The sequence below is a fragment of the Cupriavidus sp. TMH.W2 genome (assembly GCF_050847365.1).
In the GTDB taxonomy this organism is placed as follows: domain Bacteria; phylum Pseudomonadota; class Gammaproteobacteria; order Burkholderiales; family Burkholderiaceae; genus Cupriavidus.
In genome coordinates this window covers 204,126-223,444 of the sequence record NZ_CP193794.1, presented here as the reverse complement: position 1 = coordinate 223,444, position 19,319 = coordinate 204,126, and the positions used below count along the sequence as shown (strand labels likewise).

The following is a 19,319-nucleotide window of genomic DNA, read 5'->3' as shown; positions in this document are numbered from 1 at the left end:
GTGACTACTCCTCGTCGGTACGCGAGTTCGGCGCTGCTGACAACAGCGCGATGGGGACATGTTGCAGATCGGCTGGCTCGTCAACGTCCGGCAGTGCAGGCAGTTCCGCCCACCGCCAGCCAAGCGCAGTCAGGCGCTTGCGTGTTTCAGTCATGACGGTGTCGGTGCTCCAGCGTATTGCCGAGAACAGATGGGCATCAAGGCGTCGCAGACCCAGCAGGACGTATCCGCCATCGGTGGCGGGAACGAGCACCGCATCATTTCCGGCGTTCAGGATTCTCGCCGCAGCATTGATCTGCGTTGGCTCCAGCGCGGGGCAGTCGGTGCCGATGATGAGCACGCTACCGGCACGCGCCAAGGCCCGGCAGGCCGCCGTGGCCATTCTCTGACCGAGGTCGCCGTCGCATTGACGCGACAGCGTCGCCTTAAATTCTCGCGCACAGGCCTGGAATGCCGGATGCCCCGTATCCGGCGTACAGCAAAGCTCCACCGGACCAATTTCGGCCGCATAGGCCGAGGCAAGGGTATGCCGAAGCAGCCGCTCGGCCAGCGCCGCGGCGCCATTCTCGCCCAATGCGGGAATCAGGCGGGTCTTGGCATACCCCGGCTCCGGCGCTTTGGCAAAGACAATCACTTCGCAATGGGAGGGGCGCATGCGTGCTCCGTGGCTTCATAGTGTTGCGCCAGTGCTGCGGCGCTGCATCCAAAAAAGAACTGCAGGCGCAGCCACCACATCAGCAAGATCGTTCTCCAGAGTCCGCGCCGCTCCCATCGCCGCCCGGACGTGACCACGCGCGCACGTAGACACGCCGGCGACCCGAGGCGCTTCAAGCGGGCCGACAGCACAATGTCTTCCATCAGCGGCAGATCGGGAAAACCACCGACAGCAAAGAAGGTCTCGCGCCGCATGAACATCGCCTGGTCCCCGGTGGCGATGCCGGTGAGCCGCGAGCGAAGGTTCATCGAGGCCGCGACAACGCGAAGGAGCCGCAGCCTTCCCGCTATGCTGGCATCGAACCTACCCCACAGCCGTTGTCCCGATTGCATGACGGCGCGGACAGCCTGGTCAGCATCGGCCGGCAAGCGTGTGTCGGCATGGAGGAAAATCAGCAACTCTCCACGGGCTGCAGTGGCGCCAGCATTCATCTGGCGCGCCCGCCCGCGGGCAGTGATCATGACCCGATCAGCCAACGGTCCTGCCAGGCCAGCCGTGCCGTCCGCGCTGTCTGCGTCTACGACAATGATTTCCACGCCCTTGCGGCGCAGCGACTGCAGCGCGGCAAGGGCGTCTTCAATGTGCTCGGCTTCGTTCCAGGTCGGGATCACGATCGACAGGCGCATTAGCGTTCTCCCCGAAAGTAGTGACGTGTCCGAAGAAGTCGCACGGCACCCCGCCCGGCAACTGGCAGCGCCCCAATCAAGGCGAACGAGCCGAGCAGCGCTGGTGACAGGATATCGGCGATGCTGCTGATCCCCGCCAACTGGGTTCCGGCGTTCACATAGACCACCGTGCCGGCGAGCATGCCGACTTGGCTGACCCAGTAGAACGTGCTGGTCTTGATCGGTGTCAGCCCCATGGCCAAGTTGATCGTGAAGAACGGTACCAATGGAACCAGCCGGAGCGCGAACAGATAGAATGCGCCGTCCTTCGCGAGGCCGGCATTGATTGCGGCAAGTCGATCACCGAAGCGGTGTTGCACCGCGTCGCGAAATACATAGCGCGAGGCGAGAAATGCCAGGGTGGCGCCGATGGTCGAGGCGAACGACACGAGCAGGGTGCCGCCCCACAGACCGAAGATTGCGCCACCGGCCAGCGTCATGATCGCGGCGCCGGGCAGGGAGAGCGCGGTGACAGCGACATAGAGCAGGAAATAGCCCGACATCGCCACCGCCGGATGCGCCGCGTAGTAGGCTTGCCAAGCCGCCTGACCCGCTTTGAGCTGTGACAGATTCAGGTAACGGCCGAGATCGAAGCCTACATATGCCGCCAGCAGCGCGACGACTGTCACCACGATCAGGACACGGGTACGGTTGACTTTCGGGGAGGCGGTTCCGGATGCCTTCATTTTCCAGGCTCCCCGCGCATTGCTGCTACGCCACCGCGCCGCCAGGCATGAAACCGCGCGAGCCATCTCAACACCTGTTGCGGGGCGTGCGCTTGTTTCCACGCGCCGGCCGCGTACTTGTTGGCCTCGGCCAGCGTCGGATAGGTGTGGACGGTAGCAAGGATCTTATTGAGTCCCAAGCCGTGCTTCATCGCCAGCACGTACTCTGCAAGCAGGTCTCCGGCATGGTCTCCGACAATTGTGACCCCGAGGATCCTGTCCCGCCCCGCCACGGTCAGAACCTTGACGAAGCCTCGGGCGCACTCGTCGGTGATCGCGCGATCCAGCTCGCCCAGGTCATAGCGGGTCACTTCATAGGGAATGCCTTGCTCTTTGCAGTCCCGCTCGCTCCGCCCCACACGGGCCACCTCCGGATCGGTAAAGGTGCACCATGGCATGACTGTGTAGTCGGCCCTGAAATGCTTCACCCCACCAAACAGCGCGTTGACCGTCGCGTACCACGCCTGATGGGCCGCAGCGTGGGTGAACTGAAACGGTCCCGCGACATCGCCACAGGCGTAAATGTTCGGGTGGAGCGTCTGCAAATAGGCGTTGGTCTCGATGGCGTGGGCCGGTGTCAGGGGGATACCCAACGCCTCCAGGCCATAACCCGCAGTGCGTGGGCGACGCCCGACTGCGCACAACAGAGCGTCAAACTCCAGACCCGTTTCCTGTTCACCGCGACTGACGATCAACTGCTTGAGACCACCGACTTGGTCACAGCGCACCGCGCGGTGCGAAACTAGAATCCGCACACCGTCCGCCGCCAGCGCTGCCGCGATCAGTGCGGAGGCCTCTGTGTCCTCACGGACGAGGAGTCGCGGCGACCGCTGCACCAGCGTGACTTCCGCCCCAAAGCGGGCGAAAGCTTGCGCGAGCTCGCAGCCCACCGGGCCCCCGCCCAGCACAACCAGCCGTCGGGGTAGCGCACGGAGGGACCAAATCGTCTCGGTGGTGTAATAGCCGGCCGCCTCCAGCCCCGGGATCGGCGGCACCAAGGGCTCGGCCCCGGCCGCGATGACGATGGCGCGGGTAGCGAGCGTCCGGCCGTTGACCTCGACGGTCCAGGGCGATGTAATGGTGGCTCGCCCCTGGATGACTTCCACCCCGAGCTTGGCGTACCGCTCGGCCGAATCGTGCGGGGCCACCGTTGCAATCACCCGATGCACACGCGCCATCACCTCGGCAAAGTCAAAACTGATCTCGGCGCTGGCCATGCCCAAGGCGGCTGCATGCTTTGCTTGCTTGACGAAACGCGCTGAGCGCAGCAGGGCCTTGGAAGGTACGCACCCGGAATTCAGGCAGTCGCCGCCCATCTTGCCGCCTTCGACGAGTGTGACTTTCGCTTTCAGCGCCGCCGCAAGATAGGCCGTCACGAGTCCGGCTGCCCCGGCGCCGATGACGACCAGATTGCGGTCGAACCGCCGGGGCTTCGGCCAGCGGGCGTGGACGCGTCGCAGTCCGGCCGCTGCTACCACCTTTCTCACCATCAGCGGAAGGAGGCCTAGCAGCACGAACGTTCCCAATAAGCCCGGAGAAAGCATATCCGGGAGGTGCTCGATGGAGCCGAGCTGCACGCCGGCGTTCACCCGCACCACCGTGCCCGCGAGCATGCCGGCCTGGCTGACCCAATAGAAGGTACGCGTCCTGATCGGCGTGACGCCGGCCGCAACATTGATGAGAAAGAAGGGAACGACCGGGATCAGCCGCAGCGAGAACAGGTACAAGGCGCCATCCCTTGCAATACCGGCGTTGATTGCGGCAAGCCGATCCCCGCAGCGACGTTGCAACGCGTCGCGCAAAACGTGCCGGGAGGCGAGAAAGGCCAGGGTGGCGCCGAGGCTCGACGCAAACGACACCAGCAGCGTGCCGCCAACCAGGCCGAAGATCGCGCCGCCGGCCAGCGTCATGACCGTGGCGCCGGGCAGCGACAACGCGGCCACGGCCACGTAGGCCAAGAAATAGGCCGCCATTGAGGCCACTGGATGGTCGGCGCGATAAGCCTGCCAAACAGTGCGGCTCGCCCGCAGGTAATCCAGGTGCAAATACTGGCCCACGTCCAGGACGAAGTAAGCCGAGCCCAGCACGGCTGCCACCAACAGAATGATCAAGGACCAGTTGAGCCGCATTGTTTGTTTCACGGATTCCGGCTCAGGCGGCCAACGCACCACCGCAACTGCTGCCCTGACCTGCGGTGCAGCCGTAGCAATGATCGGCCACGACGATAGGCCGACCGATCAATTCTGCGCTCAGCAGATCGCGCAAGTGAGCCCGAGACGAAACGCCGAGCTTCAGCGGCAGGCCCAACATCTGGTTGAAATCGCAGTCGTGGAGATAGCCTTGCCAGTCAACGCTGACAAGGCTGCGGCACATCAGGCCGTCAAGATTGGCGGCGCTGAAATTGTCTTTCAGCAGGCGCATGTAGTCCGCGAACTGCCCCTTTGAGACCAACGTGCTGCCAAAGCGCTGGATCGGCATATTCGCGAGCGCAAAGAGCTGGTTAAAAACAATGCCGAAATGCACGTACAACTCACGCTTATAGTCCGCCTCGAGCCTCTCCTGATTGGGCGGCAAAACCGGGCCTTGCGGGTTATACACGAGATGCAGCGCGAGGCCGGTGTCAGGCTGGCCATAGCCGAGGCCGTTGAGGTGCCGTAGCGCCGATACGCTCTTGTCAAACGTGCCGGCGCCCCGCTGACGGTCGACGTTGTCCGCCGAATAGCACGGAAGGGAGGCAACGACTTCCACGCGTTCAGCGGCAAGAAATTCCGCGAGATCTTCCTGCCCCGGCTCGAACAGGATGGTGAGGTTGCAGCGATCGATGACGCGCGCACCAAGCGCTCTCGCGCCCGCCACAAGTCGGCGGAAGTGCGGGTTGAGTTCCGGGGCGCCGCCGGTGAGATCGAGAGTCGAGAGCCTGCGGGTGCGCAGCACCTCTAGTACCAGATCGACGGTGGCACTGTCCATCATTTCGATGCGGTTCGGTCCAGCGTTGACGTGGCAATGCACGCAAGTCTGGTTGCAGCGATAGCCCAGGTTGACTTGCAGCGTCTCCAATGCCCTGCGTCGTATCGCCGGGAAGTCGGTCGTCCGTAGTAAAGGGAAGATGGCATGCATTAGCACTTCTCCGTGGGATCGCAACTTGGCGATCTTTGCGACGCCTGTCTGGCCGCATCGTCCGCTGGACCCGGCGGCATCCGGCAGAACCCTTGGGCCGGAACGTGCAGCGCCGCGTTGAACTTGCTCGACAAATTCTGGAAAGCGATCAGCGCGGTGAGTTCGATGATGGCGTCGTCGCTGAAATGCGCCTTGAGTTCACTCATCCGGGCGGCGTCCACGCGGCGGCCGGTGATGGTGACGGTCTCGGCATAGCGCAGGGCCGCTTTTTCGCGAGCGCTGTAGCGCGGGGACTGGTCGAAGTCGGCCAGTTCCGAGAGTTTGGCCGCTTCCACGCTGCGCTCCAGCGATGTCGCGGAGTTGAGATCGACGCAGAACTCGCACCAGTTGATTTGCGAGACCCGCACCGTGATCAGCGAGCGCAGCGCAGGTTCAATGGGGGAAGACACCCGGTCGAGCGCGCGATAGAGCCCTGTCAACGCGAGAAATACTCTCGGGGAGCGGCCCCACAACCTGGCCGGCTCGAGTTCGGCGCCATATTTCCTGCGTTGCAGCCACAAGATCAGGCGCACGTACCATGGATAGGTCGCGTCATCTGGCGTTGGGATCATGGACATGGCACAAGCCTCATCGCGTCAGCAGCATCCCGTACTGGGATCGCAGCTGGTGGCGCGCTGGTCAGCAGGAAAATGCACCGCCCGCTTGCTTTCCGATGCGGGTCGGTGAGTGCCAGGCGGCGCACAGTACGGCTTGCCGGCCTGCTCGCTGACCGGTTCGATGCCGATGAAATGCGTCCGGTAGTCACCCTGCATAAGGAGCTGATAGGTCCGCTCACACACCGCCATACGCTCGCCGCGGGGAAACAGGTGGCCTTCGTCGTCAGTCACCGAGGCGAACGGACCGCGGTAGAGGACCGCGTGCCCCTTGTCGATACATGGTTGGCTCGACGGCTTTTGCGCCACCAGGGTGACCGCGCGGAACTCGATGCCATGGACGACCTGCCACGGCGTAGGCGCCCATGTGTCGATCCCCACGGCGACAAAGCCCGCCTGCACGAACGCTTGCAGGAACGCGGTTTCGGTGAACGCGCCGGAGATGCAGCCGCTCCAAAGCTGCGGGTCGCTCTTCAGTGCTGCGGGCACCGGCTCATCGGCAACGATATCGGAAATTGCCACCCGGCCATGAGGCCTGAGTACCCGGAAAATCTCCCGCGCGACGGCCTGCTTCTCGTGCTCGTCCACCAGATTGAGGACGCAGTTCGAAATCACCAGGTCCACCGAGTCGTCAGGCACCAGCGGCGCCTGACGCTTCTGCTCGGCTTGCCAGGCTTGAAGCGCGGTCAGTCCGCGCGTGTCATGGACCGGGTTGCGGGCGAGCCAGGTGTCCATGGCAGCGACATCCAACGCCAGCTCCTGGATCTTCCCCTTGAGGAAACGCACCCTGTCGCCGCCCAGTTGCTGTGCCATGTGTGGCTGGTACTTGCGCGCGAGCGCCAGCATGGCGTCGTTCATATCCACGCCGATCACTTGGCCACCCTCGCCGACGATCTGCGCGGCGATGTAGCAAATCTTGCCCCCGCCCGAGCCGAGATCGAGCACGGTGTCGCCGGGCCGCACGTAGCGCGAGGGGTCGCCGCAGCCATAATCCTTGTCGAGGATCTCGGGTGGGATTGCCGCCAGATAGCGGGGATCGTAGCTGACCGGACAACATAGCTGGGGTTCGGTGGCCCGGACACCCTCGCTATAGCGTTCGTACACTGCGTCTTGCATCGACATGGTTGCTTCCTCTCCAAGTTGCCCGCCTTGGGCCCGTCGTTGTGCTTGCCTTACCGGGAAATCGCCCGGGCCCTACGTTAGGCGCGACAGCGCCACGGCGCCTGCCGAAATCAGGCCGGCGACGGGGAAAGTGACCAGCCAGCCGTAAAGCACGCCTTTGAGTGCGTCTCCCCCCGCTGGCTGCTGACCGGTGTTCCAGCGGACCCCCAATAGGGCGCCGGTGCTCACGTGGGTCGTGGACACCGGCAGGCCGAGCGGCGAGGCCAGCAAGACCAGCGACGAGGTGCACAGATTGGCGACCAGCCCCGTGTAGGCATCGAGCGGCGCCACCCGATGCGCGAGCACATGGAGCACCTTGCGTCCACCCCATAATCCACCCAGGCCCATTGCCACGGTAACGGCAATGATCGCCCCGGCTGCACCCGCCATCGGCAAGCCGGGCGGCGCTCCCGGCGACAGGGCAAGGCCCATGATCAGCACGGCCGCGATCTTGGGTACATCATTGAGCGCCCGGGCAAAGCTAATCGCCGCCGCGCTCATCCAGTGCAAGGCTGCCCACCGCCGGCGTACGCGCGGTGGCGTGGGACGGCTTGCGGGTGTGGCGCAAAGGAAGGGATCGGCGCGCCATTCGGCTTCGCTACAGCAGTCCGCTCGCCGGATGGGTACCTGCCGAACCAGGCGATGGGCAAGCCATAGCACCCCGCTGCATAGCAAAATGGCGACCAGTGGGCTTACCAGCAATGGCAGCGCGATCTTGCCCAGTAGCGAGCGCGCCAGGAGGCCCTGCGGGCCGGTGGCGGCGAGCGTCGCGCCGACCAGCCCGCCCAGCAATGCGTGCGTCGTCGATACGGGCAAGCCGAAGCGCGTGGCACCGAGCACCCAGACCACCGCGCCACACAATGCGGCGAGCAGGAAGCCAAGGCTCAGATGCGTCTCGGGCCGTAACAGCCCGCTGCTGAAGGTGTGGACCATGGCAGCGCCAAGCACGACAGCCGTCAGCCCGCCCATCACCGTCCACAACGTGCCCCACCAAAGCGCACGGCGGGCCTGCGTAACGCCTCCGCCCACCAGGCTGGCAATGCCCTTCGAGACATCGTTCGCGCCGTTTGCCCAGGCGAGCAGGAGCACAACGGCCGCAATGAGTGTGATCGTCATCGAGAGTCTCTTTCGCATCGCTGCCAGCCCGATAGGACGCTGAAGCGATGGACGCCGTGTCAGTCAGCGCCGAGGGTGCGCCGGTGAATCAGCCAGTCGATCGACAGCTTCCCCGGGCCGCGTGTCAGCAGGACCAGCAGCATGGCCGCCCACTGGATATGCGTGGGCCACGCCTGCGGATAGACGAACACCTGGATCACCGTCGTCATGCCCAGTAGCACCAGTGCCACGGGGCGAGTCGCCAAGCCCACCATGAGTAAGACTGGCGCGGTCAGCTCGATCGAGACGGCCAAGTAGGCGGCTGGCTCGGGCGGGATCAGCGGGACGTTGTAGTCTTCCCGGAAGAGTTCCAGGGCCGACTCCCAGTTGGCGAGCTTGGCCATGGCCGAGTTCCAGAATACCGTGGCGACCGCGAGTCGCAGGGGAATGGCGAGGACGGTGTAGGGAAAGCGATCGAGCCATGCCAGCACGCGCCGCGCGCGCTCGACCAGCGTCATGGATGAACCAGTGGAATGTGTGAGATTGCGCATGACAAAGGCTCCATGGTTAGTCGAATGGCCGCCCGGACAGGCTGATGGCGGTGAAGCATCCAGATGCCAGCAGCGTGGCAAGCCAGGCGTGCGTCTCGGACGAAGGGGTTTCCTGCAGCGCAGCATGTAACGGACGCCCCGCGAACAGGGCTGCCGCGAAGCGCCACTGCCAGGCGCTCAGGCGGTCGACTTCGACGCCGGACGGGGTCCGATGGACGAGCAGCCAGACCGGGCCGGCGGTCAGGTCGATGGCCTCCATCGCACCATCATCACGGCTTAGCACAGCCCGCCAGATCGCGTCGATCGGGAAGTCAGATTGCAACAGTCGCACGGCTAGATGCGGCGCGAAGCACACATCCTCCCGTTTGGCTTCCTCTAGTTGCGCGAGGCGAGCCAAGTCGAGCGGCTTCACGTCGGGCGCGTGTAGCACGGTATTGACCGCCCATTCGAGCCGGGCCGTGTCTGCTAGATAGGTCAGCGAGGCGGCCTGCGGCATCGCCGCCAGGAACTCCGGAAAGACCTCGCCATACTGGTCCAGCCAAGCGCTGCTTGGAGGGGAGTCCTCCATGAACAGTCGGGCCGCACCTTCGAAGAACTCGGGGCCAACCAAGGCGTGGATGGCTGGATAGGACAGGCGTAGCGCCGTCACCAGTGTGGCAATAGCGGTGTTCCGGTAGATGCCAAGCCGCGCCTGCGGCGCCAGCCCGTCTTCTACCACGAACGCGAGCAGGTCGCCGCCGCCCTCATGCAGCAGACCCTGGCCGACGGCGCGCTGCAACTCAAGCAGCGTAGGGGGATGCGGATGCATGCTGTTGCCTCTCCAGAGCCGTTTCGGCGATAGCCGCCTCTTCCATCAGGATGTCGAGCGCAGGTACGTCGGTGTCCCATTCGATCAGCGTCGGCACCGGTCCGAAGCGTTGGAGCGCTTCCTCGTACAAAGCCCATACCGCGGGCGCGACGCGCGAGCCGTGATCGTCGATGCGAAGGGTTCGCCCCTGCTCGAGTTGCCGCACGCTATGGCCGGCCAGATGAATCTCACTGATCGCCGCTGGCGGTAGCGCAGCCAGATACGTCGTGGCGTCCCAGCCGTGGTTGCTGGCGCTGACATAGATATTGTTGACGTCGCACAGTATGCCGCACCCGGTGCGGCGTGCGACCTCGGCCAGGAATTCCCACTCGGGAATGGTCGAGTGAGCAAAGCGCAAGTACGTCGATGGGTTCTCGACCAGGATGTGGCGCTTCAGATAGGTCTGGGTCTGGTCGACGTGCCGGCACACGATGGCCAGCGCTTCCTCGGTCATTGGCAGCGGCAAGAGATCCGCGAGATAGGTTCCGCCGGCCACGCTCCAGGACAGATGCTCGGAGACCAAGCCCGGTTCGATCCGCGCAACCACCTCGCGCACGCGCGCAAGGTGGGTCATGTCCAGCCCCTGGGCACTGCCCAGCGACAGGCCAACGCCGTGCAGCGAGATCGGATAATCGCGTCGAATGGCGTCCAGGTAACCGGGAGCGCTGCCGCCGCCCATATAGTTCTCGGTATGCACCTCAAACCAAGCGACCGCGGGGCGCTCCTCCGCCACCACCTGGTGGTGCCGGAAGCGCAGTCCGACCCCGGCTCGCGCTGGGATCGGGCTGGGCCCGCGTTGCAGTGCAACAGACGGGGCATCCATCGTTCTGCTCGATCAGACGGCTTTGACGTTGCCGCCCTGGATCTTGCCGCAGTCGCCGGCCGGCAGCAGCACGAATGATTTCGTATCGCGCGCCTTGGTCGCTTGTCCCGCACAGGAATGCGCGCCTTCGGCGCAGTCATTCTTGGCTACGGCATTGATCCCATAGCACTTTTCCAGCTTGCCCTTATCCATCCTCGCCATGTTGTCCTTGACGATCTGCGGCATCCCACTCATGTCCTTCATGGGCTGCTGCGCAAGGCCCGGCGTGGCCGCCATAGCAAGGGCGAGCCCGAGGGCGGACGACAAGGTCGAAGCGGCCAACATATGCTTGCTCATCATGCATTCTCCTGAGTGTTGCGGCCCGAATCCGGGGCCGTGTCAGGATATTCGGCCGTACGCGACCAAAGGTTACGTCTCTCCCGAAATTTTTTTGCGCGACAAACGGTCCCCCATGACGCAGAATTCAGCCATGTCTTCCCCAACGCACCGACATGACGGCAAACCGAGTTCCGTGAGGGATACGCCGGACTCGGCGTACGCTGCCCCCCCTGGCGCGCCAATGGCCCGCCGGGCTGACGGCACGGCGGACTGGTCCGTTGCAATGGCCCGCGCGCAACGCGGCGACCGCGAGGCCTACCGGCATTTACTCGAAGCCATCACCCCCTACGTGCGGGCGCTGGCGGCACGCCAGGTCCGCAACCGCAGCGACATCGAGGACACGGTGCAGGACGTGCTGATGACGGTACACGCAGTCCGCCACACTTATGATCCGGCACGTCCGTTTGGGCCGTGGCTGGTTGCCATTGCCAACCGGCGCATCGTCGACGAACTGCGCCGGCGCGGACGCATCGGCTCGCATGAAACCGAACTTGACACAGAGCAGGAAACCTTTTGGCCCTCTGCAGCGAACTTACAAGAAGAGGCTGTGGATGCGCGCGCGGTGCGGGACGCCGTCGACCGGCTGCCGGCCGGACAGCGCGAAGCGTTGCGGATGCTCAAGCTGGAGGAAATGTCGCTGAAAGAGGCCGCCGCCGCCAGCGGCATGTCGGTTGCCGCGCTGAAGGTTGCCACGCATCGTGCCTTGAAAGCGCTGCGCAAATTGTTCGAATCGCAAGGTAATCATTCGTGAGAACCACCCCTAATCTGATCGACTCGCTGGTGGCCGACGCGGCGCCGTTGCGGCGCTTGCGCCCGCCGATGGTGCGGGCAGCAGGCTGGCTGCTGCTGGCCGCCTTGATTCTGGCGTTGGCCGCGTCCCATCATGGTCTGCGCCCCGATCTGGCAACGAAGCTGGCGCAGCCGGTCTTTGTCACCGGCGTGGCCGCAGCGATGTTGACCGCCGTTCTGGCCGCCGTGGCAGCGTTCATGGCCAGCGTCCCCGGGCGCTCCCGGCGATGGCTGCTGCTGCCGGTGCCAGCGTTCTTGGCCTGGTTCGCCACGGTCAGCTACGGTTGCCTGACAAATTGGGTCCAAATCGGGCCGGCCGGCATCTCGCTCGGCGAGACGGCCAGTTGCTTCGCCACGCTGATGATAGTCAGCGTGCCGCTGTCGTTTGCCTTGCTGATCATGCTACGGTATGTGGCACGGCTCTCCCCGGCGCCGGTGGCAATGTGCGGCAGCCTCGCGGTTGCCGCCATGACGGCGACCGCGCTGTCCATCCTTCACCCGCTCGACGCCACGGCCATGATTCTGATGTGGAACTTCGGCGTGGCGCTGCTGTTTGTGGGCGTCAGCGGCCGGTATGGAGATCGACTGTTCAACTGGGTGGCGCCGCACTTGCGCCAGTGAGAGGCACGGGCGCGCCGCAGCAAACCGATCGCCAGAGACTTACCCGCGCGTCTCGGTCAGTCGCCCATCAACTTCTGATCCAGCGCGATGGCAGCTTCGGACAGGACTTCCAGGCTCGGGTCGCGAAGCACGTCCCGAGCTGTGGTTCTGCTGCGCGACTTTGAGGAACTCACGATTGCCGCAGGCAGCAGAGCCGGGCAACGCGACTGCCAGAGCCGCAATACTGATCCGCTTGCACCGGTGAAGGGTCAGCTTCGCATCGTTGCAACACTCTCGGAGATCGAAATGAGAACGCCTCTCCAGGTGGTTGGAACATGGCTCGCGCGCTATCTGACGGGCACCTCGCGAGCCCCCTACACCCGCCCACCGACCTCAATCTGTTGGCCCGTTTGCTCCAGCCGTGTGATGTCCTGCTTGTGGAGGGAAACCGACGCATCAGTACCGCGATCAAGTACCTGACGCAGTCGACGTGGTCACATGCGGCGCTCTTTGTCGGCCGGGACCTGGGCCGCAATCGCAACGACGAGCCCCTGGTATTTATCGACGCCGACGCCGTCGCGGGGGTGCGCGGCGTGCCAATTTCCGAGTTCGGCGGATTGCACGCACGGATTTGCCGACCCTTCGCAATCACGCCGGCGGACGCGATGATGCGCGTGATCGACTACGCGATCGCCCGCCTCGGGGAGGGCTATGACCTGAAGAACGTCGTCGATCTGGCGCGTTACCTGATCCCCACTCCGCCGGTCCCGTCGCATTGGAGGCGAAGAATGCTGGCCTTGGGAAGTGGGGATCCTACCCAGGCGATTTGCTCGACGCTGATCGCACAGGCCTTCCAATCCGTGCGATATCCGATCTTGCCGGTCATCACGCGACAGATGGTCGATGACCCCATGTGCCGCGCCTGCGTCAAGGAGATCTTCCATGTCCGCCACCACAGTCTGTTCGTACCGCGCGATTTCGACGTGTCACCATATTTTCAGGTTATCAATCCTGGAGCGCCGCAACACCTCGATTACAAGAACTTGGCGTGGACCGAGTGGCCTTCCGGGGCGCAGCCAGGTCCGGCGGAAGCGCTTCCCGCAGTTCGCGCGCCAACGCCCTGCCCACTTTCAACGCGATGCACCAATTAGTGCCCCCGCCGATCGGCGTTCAATGCCTTGTCGAGGCGAAATACTTCATTGCCCTTCATGGTGATCTTCGTGCCGTCTTTCGCCTCCAGCACCTGACCTTCCTTCACGCTCACCACGCGGCCGAACGGATTCTCCACCCCCATCTTCCCATCCTTGAAGATGTAGACGGTCGAGCCGTCCTTGAGCGCATAGGATTTCACGATGTCACTCATGTCGGCCGCGGTCGAAGACAGCGAAACGACGGCGGTGAGCGCGGCAAGTGCGAGCTTGTTGTGCTTGTTGTACATGGCATGCTCCTTCGTCAGACAAAGCTTGCCTGCGCCGAGTGCCCTGAGACACTCGGCCCCGACAAGTGGGCGCGCAGCCCGGCTGCGCCTGGCAACTCAGACGCGATAGCCATAGAGCGTACCGTCGCCGGTACGCGCGTTGTCGAGCGCGCTGGCGACGCGATCTGGCGTCAACGCACGGGTGCCATCCGTATAGGGGTCAAACCTGCCGCTCTTGGCACCGTCCGTGAACGGATCACGCTTGTCGCCCACCCTGGCGCCAGCCGAATAGACATCGAATTTCCCGGCCTTCCCGCCATCGGTGTACGGATCACGCGGCCCCATGATGCTGCTGCCATCCGTGTATACATCGCGCGTGGTGGCCGCGTACGTCGCCGCTGTGCCCAGGGCGGCGGCGGCCGCCACGACGAGGAGCAATAGATTCTTGGCCATGTTCGCACCTCCTTCCATGAGGGATCCGGTTCCCGAGTCGAACCACTACGTGGGAAGCCAGTACCAGAAGATTCGTCGGCAAGCGCGAAAAGGTTACATGCCCCCGCATCCGCAGAGAGCTGCAGCGCGGCAACGGCGCGGCAGGCCGGCTTCTCGGAATATGGACGCCCGTGCGGGATGCGGCTCCGTGAAAGAGGCTATTGTGGTACGATCGGTCCAGAAAGGGAAACGCACATGGCACGCACAATTGAATTTGACAAATCCGAGGCACTGTCGGCGGCGATCGAAGCGATCTGGCGACATGGCTACCACGCCGTGTCGACCAGCGACCTGACGGCCGAGATGGGGCTTGCCAAGTCTTCCCTGTACAACACTTTCGGCAGCAAGCGGGAAGTCTTCATGGCGGCCTTGCGGCAATACAGCACGGAGCGCGCCGCGCAATTGGCGACAGGCCTGCAGCGCCAACCCGCGCTCAAGAGCTTACGGACGCTACTGACTTCGATCGCCAGCGATAACGATGCAGGCAAGGGATGCCTGCTGGTCAATTCAGCCGTCGAGGTGGCACCACACGACCCGGAAATCGCCACCATTGTGCAGGAGGGCTTCATCCATATGGCACATGTCTTCGAATCGGCGCTTCGCGCCGGGCAGGCGCGGGGCGAAATTCGCGCCGGCATTGAGCCCAAAGCGGAAGCCATCGCCCTTGTCAGCGGTATTGCGGGTCTGCGCGTACTCGCCAAGGCCGGCTTTGGCGCCAGGGCATTGAAACCAACCGTTGAAGCGCTGCTGTCGAAACTCGAAGCCTAGACTCTTTTTTTCTCTTTTCTGTACCAATTGATCCAAATTCCTTCCGTCATAAGGAGAACATCATGGAGAACGTTGCACATCTTTCCCTGCCCGCCCAGTCCATTGAGACCGCCCAAGGTCGGACCAAGGAAGCCCTCGACACGGCCCTCAAGCAAGTCGGCATGATTCCCAATATGTACGCCGGGATGGCCAATGCGCCCGGCTTGCTCGAGACCTACCTGTTCGGCTACAACCTGTTCCGCAAGGAGTCGGGCCTTACGCCAGCCGAGCAGGAGGTGGTGTTTCTCGCGATCAGCCGGGTCAACGAGTGCGACTATTGCATGGCAGCCCACAGCATGATTGCCGAGGCCGTTTCCAAAACGCCGGCGCAGGCCATTGCCGCCCTGCGCGAGGACCAGCCGATCGACGATCCGAAAATGCGCGCGTTGGCGACCTTCACACGGTTGATGGTCGAGTCGCGCGGCCGGCCCACCGAACAGAACGTACAAGCCTTCCTTGCGGCCGGATACGGCGAACGGCACGTGCTCGAGATCATTCTTGCGATTGGGGTCAAGACGCTCAGCAATTACGCCAATCACGTGTTCCACACCAAGGTGGACCCGCGGTTCGAGGGGCATGCGTGGGAGCTTCCGCGCAAATGAGGTCAGCGGGGCTGTCACCTTTTCCGTGAAAGGCCCCGCCTCTCACCGACGATTCCGATAACCGCAGCCAAGGGACGACCGCATGGAATCCTCCGCCCGATTTGCCGTGGCTTTTGACGCTTACGGCACACTCTTCGACGTACACTCGGTCGCAGCGGCAGCCGAGGCCCTCTATCCTGGCCACGGCCGCGCGCTGTCGCAGGCCTGGCGGGCGAAGCAGCTTGAGTATTCCTTCCTGCGGACCATTGCGGATCGGTACGCCGACTTCTGGACAATCACCGAAGCCGCCTTGGAGCACGCCGCCGAGCAATTGGGACTCCCTCGCTCGGAACCGCAACGGAAGGGGCTGATGGACGCCTACCTGCACCTCGCCCCGTTTCCGGAGAATCTCGCTGCGCTGCAATCCATCAGGCAACTGGGCGGCGACTTGGCGATTCTGTCAAACGGCAGCCCGGCGATGCTGGAAGGCGCAGTGCGCAGTGCCGGGATGGAGGGGCTATTCACTCACGTCCTGAGCGTCGACCGGATCAGAAAATATAAGCCGGACCCAGCGGTTTACGCGTTGGCGTGCGAAGCGTTCGGCCTTCCGGCAGGTCGGATCACCTTTGTGTCGTCGAACGGCTGGGACGTGAGCGGGGCGGCGTGGTTCGGCTTCAAGACATTCTGGGTCAATCGCCAACAGGGCGCCATTGAACGCCTCGATGCGGTGCCCGACAGGATCGGGGCAACCCTGGGCGAGTTGTTGGCTCATTTGCGCCAGACTGTCGCCGTCAACGGATAACCGTGCCCTCTGCGAGCTGTGCTGTGCGCCGAATCCCTGCGGGCTAGCGATCCGCACACTGTTTGCCTGCGAAGGGAGATGGCCTGCTATTACGATGTCAAGGTCAATGGCGATCTCGACCATAATGCGGTCCGGTATTACTCCCTGCTCAAGGCAGCGTTTGTCGGCCACATCGCGTACTGGCGGGGCGTGCCGTCGCAGGAACTATGCCTTTTGATCACGCCTTCGCCACCTCATGCACGGCGATGCCCTCCACCGGATCCAGATCCTCCTCCCACGGAGCGCGCTCAATCATTCGCACCGTGGCATCATAGCCCGCCTCCCAACGCGCCTGCAGGCGTCCAGCGCTGAAATCAATGTCGCTGGTGTGATCGTCGCCGCTCATGCGCGGCGCCTTTAGCTGGATCACATGCATGGTGGTTACGCAACCCCATTGCAGCAGTTCCTTGACGGCCGGCGAGTCGCGCTCGCTCTCCGGAATATATCGTGCCAGCTCGCGGATGACATGCCGCAACCGATGAAGCTGGCGCTGCCGCGCGAGCTGGCTCTCAACCCGGCTCGCGTACTGAATATCCTTCTGGCGGCTGATCACCTGCCAGATTGTTTCCGGCTCGGGCCCCTCCGCCGGCCACAATTGGGCTGCAAAGATGACCGAGTCGCGGCGGGGGCGGTCGTCCAGCACCGCCTCGATCGGCGTATTTGAATGAATCCCGCCATCCCAATAGCTTTCCCCTTCAATGCGCACCGCCGGAAAGGCCGGCGGCAGGGCGGCGGAGGCCAGGATGTGTTCGGGCGCCAGCGGCGTATCGCGGTTGGTGAAATAGCGCGGGTTGCCCGTCCGTACATTCACCGTGCCCACGGTAAGCCTCACGTTCTTGTCATTCAAATAATCGAAATCCACGAGCGTGGCAAGCGACGCGCGCAGTGGTGCCGTGGAGTAGTACGCCGCCGCCTCGGAGCCCAACCGCGCATGGGGGTTGAGACACGCTTCGGGCTGGGGGATGAACAGGCTCGGGACCCCTTCGATGAGCACAGCAAGCTTGCACCAGAATTCGCTGGCGCCCGGGTAAGCGCCGACCAACGTGGACAAGCCACGGCACGACACTCCGTGCCAGAACCGCCGTAGGCAGGCTAGTCGTTCCGCTGGCGCGTTGCCGGCGATGATCGCCCCGTTAATGACGCCGATCGAAGTGCCAATGACCCAGTCCGGCTCGATGCAGGCTTCATGCAGCGCTTGATAGACCCCCGCCTGGTAGCTTCCCAATGCCCCGCCACCCTGAAACACCAGCACGACTTGTCCGGGCAGACGCCGTCTTGCCGGAAGGTTACGACGCGTGTTCGCGAACATCGCCACCTGCGTGTCCATGAGCCCCTCACTATTTGCCCGCGGGACTCGGCACTTACGCACGCCCATGTCGTTATGCCCGTGCCGGCCCTCTGCGGAACGCGACTCCCGAATTAGTGCCCCCCGCTGATCGGAGTTCAATGCCTACTCGAAGCGGAATGCTTCATTGCCCATCACGGCGCTCTTCGTGCCGTCTTTAGCCTCCAGCACCCGACCATCCTTCTCGCCCGAGAGGGACGAACGGATACTCTCCCCTCTACCATTTGGGATTCCCGTACTAAGAGATTCGTCGACAAGCGCAAAAAGGTTACAGGTCCCGCCGAGTACGTGTCGTCGCGGAGGGTCATGCTGCTCGCACAGTGACTGCTTACCTAAGGGCTGGCATCAAGGGCCGTCGCATTGGAGGTTCGCTATGACAGCCCCAGCGGCAGCCGGGCTCGCCAGCAGGGTGAGCAGCCGATGAATGCTTGCCCAGGAGTCCAGTCGGCTGACGTAATCGGGGCCGCGGTTCAAATACTCAACACCTCCGCCGAAGCCACGGCGCCCGACATCGAGGCGGGCGGTCGATATCTCAAGACCGAAGGGGAATTCGACTTACGCGGCACGCTTGGCGTCGCGAAAGATGCACTAGCCGGCTTTCGCCACATCCGGCTCTCCATCGTGCTCGACATCGATGTCTTGCTGGGAATACGGATGAGTGCTGCGGCGGGCTCGGGGACGGTACTCACGTTAGCGTGCGGTCTTCGGATCGACCCCGACGAAATGCCCCCGGACCGCACCCGAAGATCTTCTTGAATGCCTTGCTGAAAGCAGTCTCAGATTCATAGCCGACACGCTCGGCAATTGCCGCGATGCCTAGGTGTGTATGCGTGAGAAATTCCGCGGCTTTGCACATGCGCCGCCGCGTCACGTACTGCATCGGAGTTTGACCGACCATTTCTCTGAAGCGAATCGCGAAGGCCGCGCGCGACATGCATGCCTCGGTGGCAAGTGTCGCGACGGTCCATGATTGTTCAGGCGCCCTGTGGATATGGTTGAGCGCCGCACCCACCTGTTTGTCTGCGATCGCACCGAGAATGCCAGCGGCCGGCCCCGACTTCGCAACGTATGTCCGCAGCATCTGGATGAACAGCACTTCCACGAGCCGCTGAATTACCGCGGCGGCACCGGATCTGGCCCGTTGCGTTTCGTCAGCAATGAAGCGATGCACCGTCTGAAGCCATTCGAACTCATAGGTCTCTGTGCCACGCAAATGAATAAGTGTTGGCAGACTGCGCAGCAGATAGTTGTCTTGTTCCCTATCGAATTCGAAGTGACCGCAAAGCACGGTGGCCGGTAGGCCGCCGCCGCCCGCTTCGATCGAGATGAAATCGCCCGGGGTGTCCGGACGAGGCACTGAGTCCGCGGGAATAACACAACTGCCCGGCGCATCGACCAGGCTGTGGCCTGTGCCATGAAGAAGGACCACTAGGTCTCCAGCGTGGAGCGGAACCCATTCGGGTTGGTCCGCCATTTTCAACCAGCAATTACCGCGGACGATGATGTGAAAACGGGCGACCGGCCCGGATTGCATCTCCAGGCCCCAAGGGGCGGAAAATTCACACCGAAAGTCGACGCCGCCCTTCAGACGCATTGTGTGAGTGATGTCTGTAAGTACATCCATGGGGTGGAATCTAGACGAGTGGACAGGAATTCCAGACGTTTTGACATCGATTGTCTCCATGGTACGCAATATCTTACAAGCAGGCCACAGCGG

The 19,319-nt window shown here is 63.4% G+C and carries 22 protein-coding genes; 6 read left to right on the top strand and 16 right to left on the bottom strand.

Annotated features, from left to right (window positions below):
• Window positions 1-4: 4 nt before the first annotated feature.
• The 12 genes from ACREYQ_RS30885 to bufA1 all read right to left on the bottom strand — a co-directional run bounded on the left by ACREYQ_RS30885 (window position 5) and on the right by bufA1 (window position 10,688).
• Window positions 5-655, bottom strand: a complete 651-nt coding sequence (locus ACREYQ_RS30885; RefSeq protein WP_432262715.1) for a TIGR04282 family arsenosugar biosynthesis glycosyltransferase — start codon at window positions 653-655, stop codon at window positions 5-7.
• On the bottom strand, window positions 631-1,341 hold the full coding sequence (locus ACREYQ_RS30880) for a TIGR04283 family arsenosugar biosynthesis glycosyltransferase (protein WP_432262714.1): 711 nt from the start codon (window positions 1,339-1,341) through the stop codon (window positions 631-633). Before ACREYQ_RS30880 ends, ACREYQ_RS30885 begins: the two co-directional genes overlap by 25 nt.
• Window positions 1,341-2,066 carry a TVP38/TMEM64 family protein gene (locus tag ACREYQ_RS30875; RefSeq protein WP_195429166.1) on the bottom strand — a complete coding sequence of 242 codons (726 nt, stop codon included), beginning with the start codon at window positions 2,064-2,066 and terminating at the stop codon, window positions 1,341-1,343. Before ACREYQ_RS30875 ends, ACREYQ_RS30880 begins: the two co-directional genes overlap by 1 nt.
• A complete protein-coding gene (locus ACREYQ_RS30870) occupies window positions 2,063-4,234 on the bottom strand; it encodes an FAD-dependent oxidoreductase (protein WP_432263078.1) in 2,172 nt (723 codons plus the stop codon). Before ACREYQ_RS30870 ends, ACREYQ_RS30875 begins: the two co-directional genes overlap by 4 nt.
• A 22-nt stretch (window positions 4,235-4,256) precedes the next feature.
• Window positions 4,257-5,222 carry an arsenosugar biosynthesis radical SAM (seleno)protein ArsS gene (gene arsS, locus ACREYQ_RS30865; RefSeq protein WP_195429164.1) on the bottom strand — a complete coding sequence of 322 codons (966 nt, stop codon included), beginning with the start codon at window positions 5,220-5,222 and terminating at the stop codon, window positions 4,257-4,259.
• Window positions 5,222-5,839 carry a carboxymuconolactone decarboxylase family protein gene (locus tag ACREYQ_RS30860; protein WP_432262713.1) on the bottom strand — a complete coding sequence of 206 codons (618 nt, stop codon included), beginning with the start codon at window positions 5,837-5,839 and terminating at the stop codon, window positions 5,222-5,224. Before ACREYQ_RS30860 ends, arsS begins: the two co-directional genes overlap by 1 nt.
• Window positions 5,840-5,857: 18 nt before the next feature.
• Entirely contained in the window at window positions 5,858-6,997 is a 1,140-nt protein-coding gene (locus ACREYQ_RS30855; RefSeq protein WP_432262712.1) for a methyltransferase domain-containing protein, read from the bottom strand.
• Between the two features lie 72 nt (window positions 6,998-7,069).
• Window positions 7,070-8,152 carry an inorganic phosphate transporter gene (locus ACREYQ_RS30850; RefSeq protein ID WP_432262711.1) on the bottom strand — a complete coding sequence of 361 codons (1,083 nt, stop codon included), beginning with the start codon at window positions 8,150-8,152 and terminating at the stop codon, window positions 7,070-7,072.
• A 59-nt stretch (window positions 8,153-8,211) separates the two neighbouring features.
• Window positions 8,212-8,682: a DoxX family protein gene (locus tag ACREYQ_RS30845; protein WP_195429157.1), complete on the bottom strand. Its 471-nt coding sequence runs from the start codon at window positions 8,680-8,682 to the stop codon at window positions 8,212-8,214.
• A gap of 16 nt (window positions 8,683-8,698) precedes the next feature.
• Window positions 8,699-9,490 (bottom strand): HvfC/BufC family peptide modification chaperone, encoded by a 792-nt coding sequence (locus ACREYQ_RS30840; RefSeq protein ID WP_432262710.1) that lies wholly within the window; start codon window positions 9,488-9,490, stop codon window positions 8,699-8,701.
• Window positions 9,462-10,352: an MNIO family bufferin maturase gene (gene bufB, locus ACREYQ_RS30835; protein WP_195429153.1), complete on the bottom strand. Its 891-nt coding sequence runs from the start codon at window positions 10,350-10,352 to the stop codon at window positions 9,462-9,464. The genes ACREYQ_RS30840 and bufB overlap by 29 nt, the downstream gene beginning before the upstream one ends.
• A gap of 12 nt (window positions 10,353-10,364) precedes the next feature.
• A complete protein-coding gene (bufA1, locus tag ACREYQ_RS30830) occupies window positions 10,365-10,688 on the bottom strand; it encodes a BufA1 family periplasmic bufferin-type metallophore (RefSeq protein ID WP_195429227.1) in 324 nt (107 codons plus the stop codon).
• 133 nt (window positions 10,689-10,821) lie between these two features.
• Between bufA1 and ACREYQ_RS30825 the strand changes: the two genes are divergently transcribed.
• The 3 genes from ACREYQ_RS30825 to ACREYQ_RS30815 all read left to right on the top strand — a co-directional run bounded on the left by ACREYQ_RS30825 (window position 10,822) and on the right by ACREYQ_RS30815 (window position 13,270).
• Window positions 10,822-11,481, top strand: coding sequence for a sigma-70 family RNA polymerase sigma factor (locus ACREYQ_RS30825; RefSeq protein WP_432262709.1), 660 nt, complete (start codon window positions 10,822-10,824; stop codon window positions 11,479-11,481).
• Entirely contained in the window at window positions 11,478-12,140 is a 663-nt protein-coding gene (locus ACREYQ_RS30820) for an NrsF family protein (protein WP_432262708.1), read from the top strand. The genes ACREYQ_RS30825 and ACREYQ_RS30820 overlap by 4 nt, the downstream gene beginning before the upstream one ends.
• A gap of 314 nt (window positions 12,141-12,454) precedes the next feature.
• Window positions 12,455-13,270: a YiiX/YebB-like N1pC/P60 family cysteine hydrolase gene (locus tag ACREYQ_RS30815; RefSeq protein ID WP_432262707.1), complete on the top strand. Its 816-nt coding sequence runs from the start codon at window positions 12,455-12,457 to the stop codon at window positions 13,268-13,270.
• Here the strand turns inward: ACREYQ_RS30815 and copK are convergent.
• Both copK and ACREYQ_RS30805 read right to left on the bottom strand, forming a co-directional pair.
• Window positions 13,267-13,557: a periplasmic Cu(I)/Cu(II)-binding protein CopK gene (gene copK / locus ACREYQ_RS30810; RefSeq protein WP_195429147.1), complete on the bottom strand. Its 291-nt coding sequence runs from the start codon at window positions 13,555-13,557 to the stop codon at window positions 13,267-13,269. The two genes, ACREYQ_RS30815 and copK, sit on opposite strands and share 4 nt — an antisense overlap.
• Window positions 13,558-13,653: 96 nt before the next feature.
• On the bottom strand, window positions 13,654-13,989 hold the full coding sequence (locus tag ACREYQ_RS30805; RefSeq protein WP_195429144.1) for a hypothetical protein: 336 nt from the start codon (window positions 13,987-13,989) through the stop codon (window positions 13,654-13,656).
• Window positions 13,990-14,223: 234 nt separating this feature from the next.
• Here ACREYQ_RS30805 and ACREYQ_RS30800 point away from each other — a divergent pair, with 234 nt between their 5' ends.
• The 3 genes from ACREYQ_RS30800 to ACREYQ_RS30790 all read left to right on the top strand — a co-directional run bounded on the left by ACREYQ_RS30800 (window position 14,224) and on the right by ACREYQ_RS30790 (window position 16,218).
• A complete protein-coding gene (locus ACREYQ_RS30800; protein WP_195429142.1) occupies window positions 14,224-14,796 on the top strand; it encodes a TetR/AcrR family transcriptional regulator in 573 nt (190 codons plus the stop codon).
• A gap of 62 nt (window positions 14,797-14,858) precedes the next feature.
• Window positions 14,859-15,437 carry a carboxymuconolactone decarboxylase family protein gene (locus ACREYQ_RS30795; RefSeq protein ID WP_195429139.1) on the top strand — a complete coding sequence of 193 codons (579 nt, stop codon included), beginning with the start codon at window positions 14,859-14,861 and terminating at the stop codon, window positions 15,435-15,437.
• An 82-nt stretch (window positions 15,438-15,519) separates the two neighbouring features.
• Window positions 15,520-16,218, top strand: coding sequence for a haloacid dehalogenase type II (locus tag ACREYQ_RS30790; protein ID WP_195429136.1), 699 nt, complete (start codon window positions 15,520-15,522; stop codon window positions 16,216-16,218).
• Between the two features lie 217 nt (window positions 16,219-16,435).
• On the opposite strand, the gene ACREYQ_RS30785 is transcribed toward ACREYQ_RS30790, so the two are convergent.
• Both ACREYQ_RS30785 and ACREYQ_RS30780 read right to left on the bottom strand, forming a co-directional pair.
• Window positions 16,436-17,584 carry a patatin-like phospholipase family protein gene (locus ACREYQ_RS30785; RefSeq protein ID WP_432262706.1) on the bottom strand — a complete coding sequence of 383 codons (1,149 nt, stop codon included), beginning with the start codon at window positions 17,582-17,584 and terminating at the stop codon, window positions 16,436-16,438.
• A gap of 703 nt (window positions 17,585-18,287) precedes the next feature.
• Window positions 18,288-19,286, bottom strand: coding sequence for an AraC family transcriptional regulator (locus ACREYQ_RS30780; protein ID WP_432262705.1), 999 nt, complete (start codon window positions 19,284-19,286; stop codon window positions 18,288-18,290).
• Window positions 19,287-19,319: the final 33 nt, after the last annotated feature.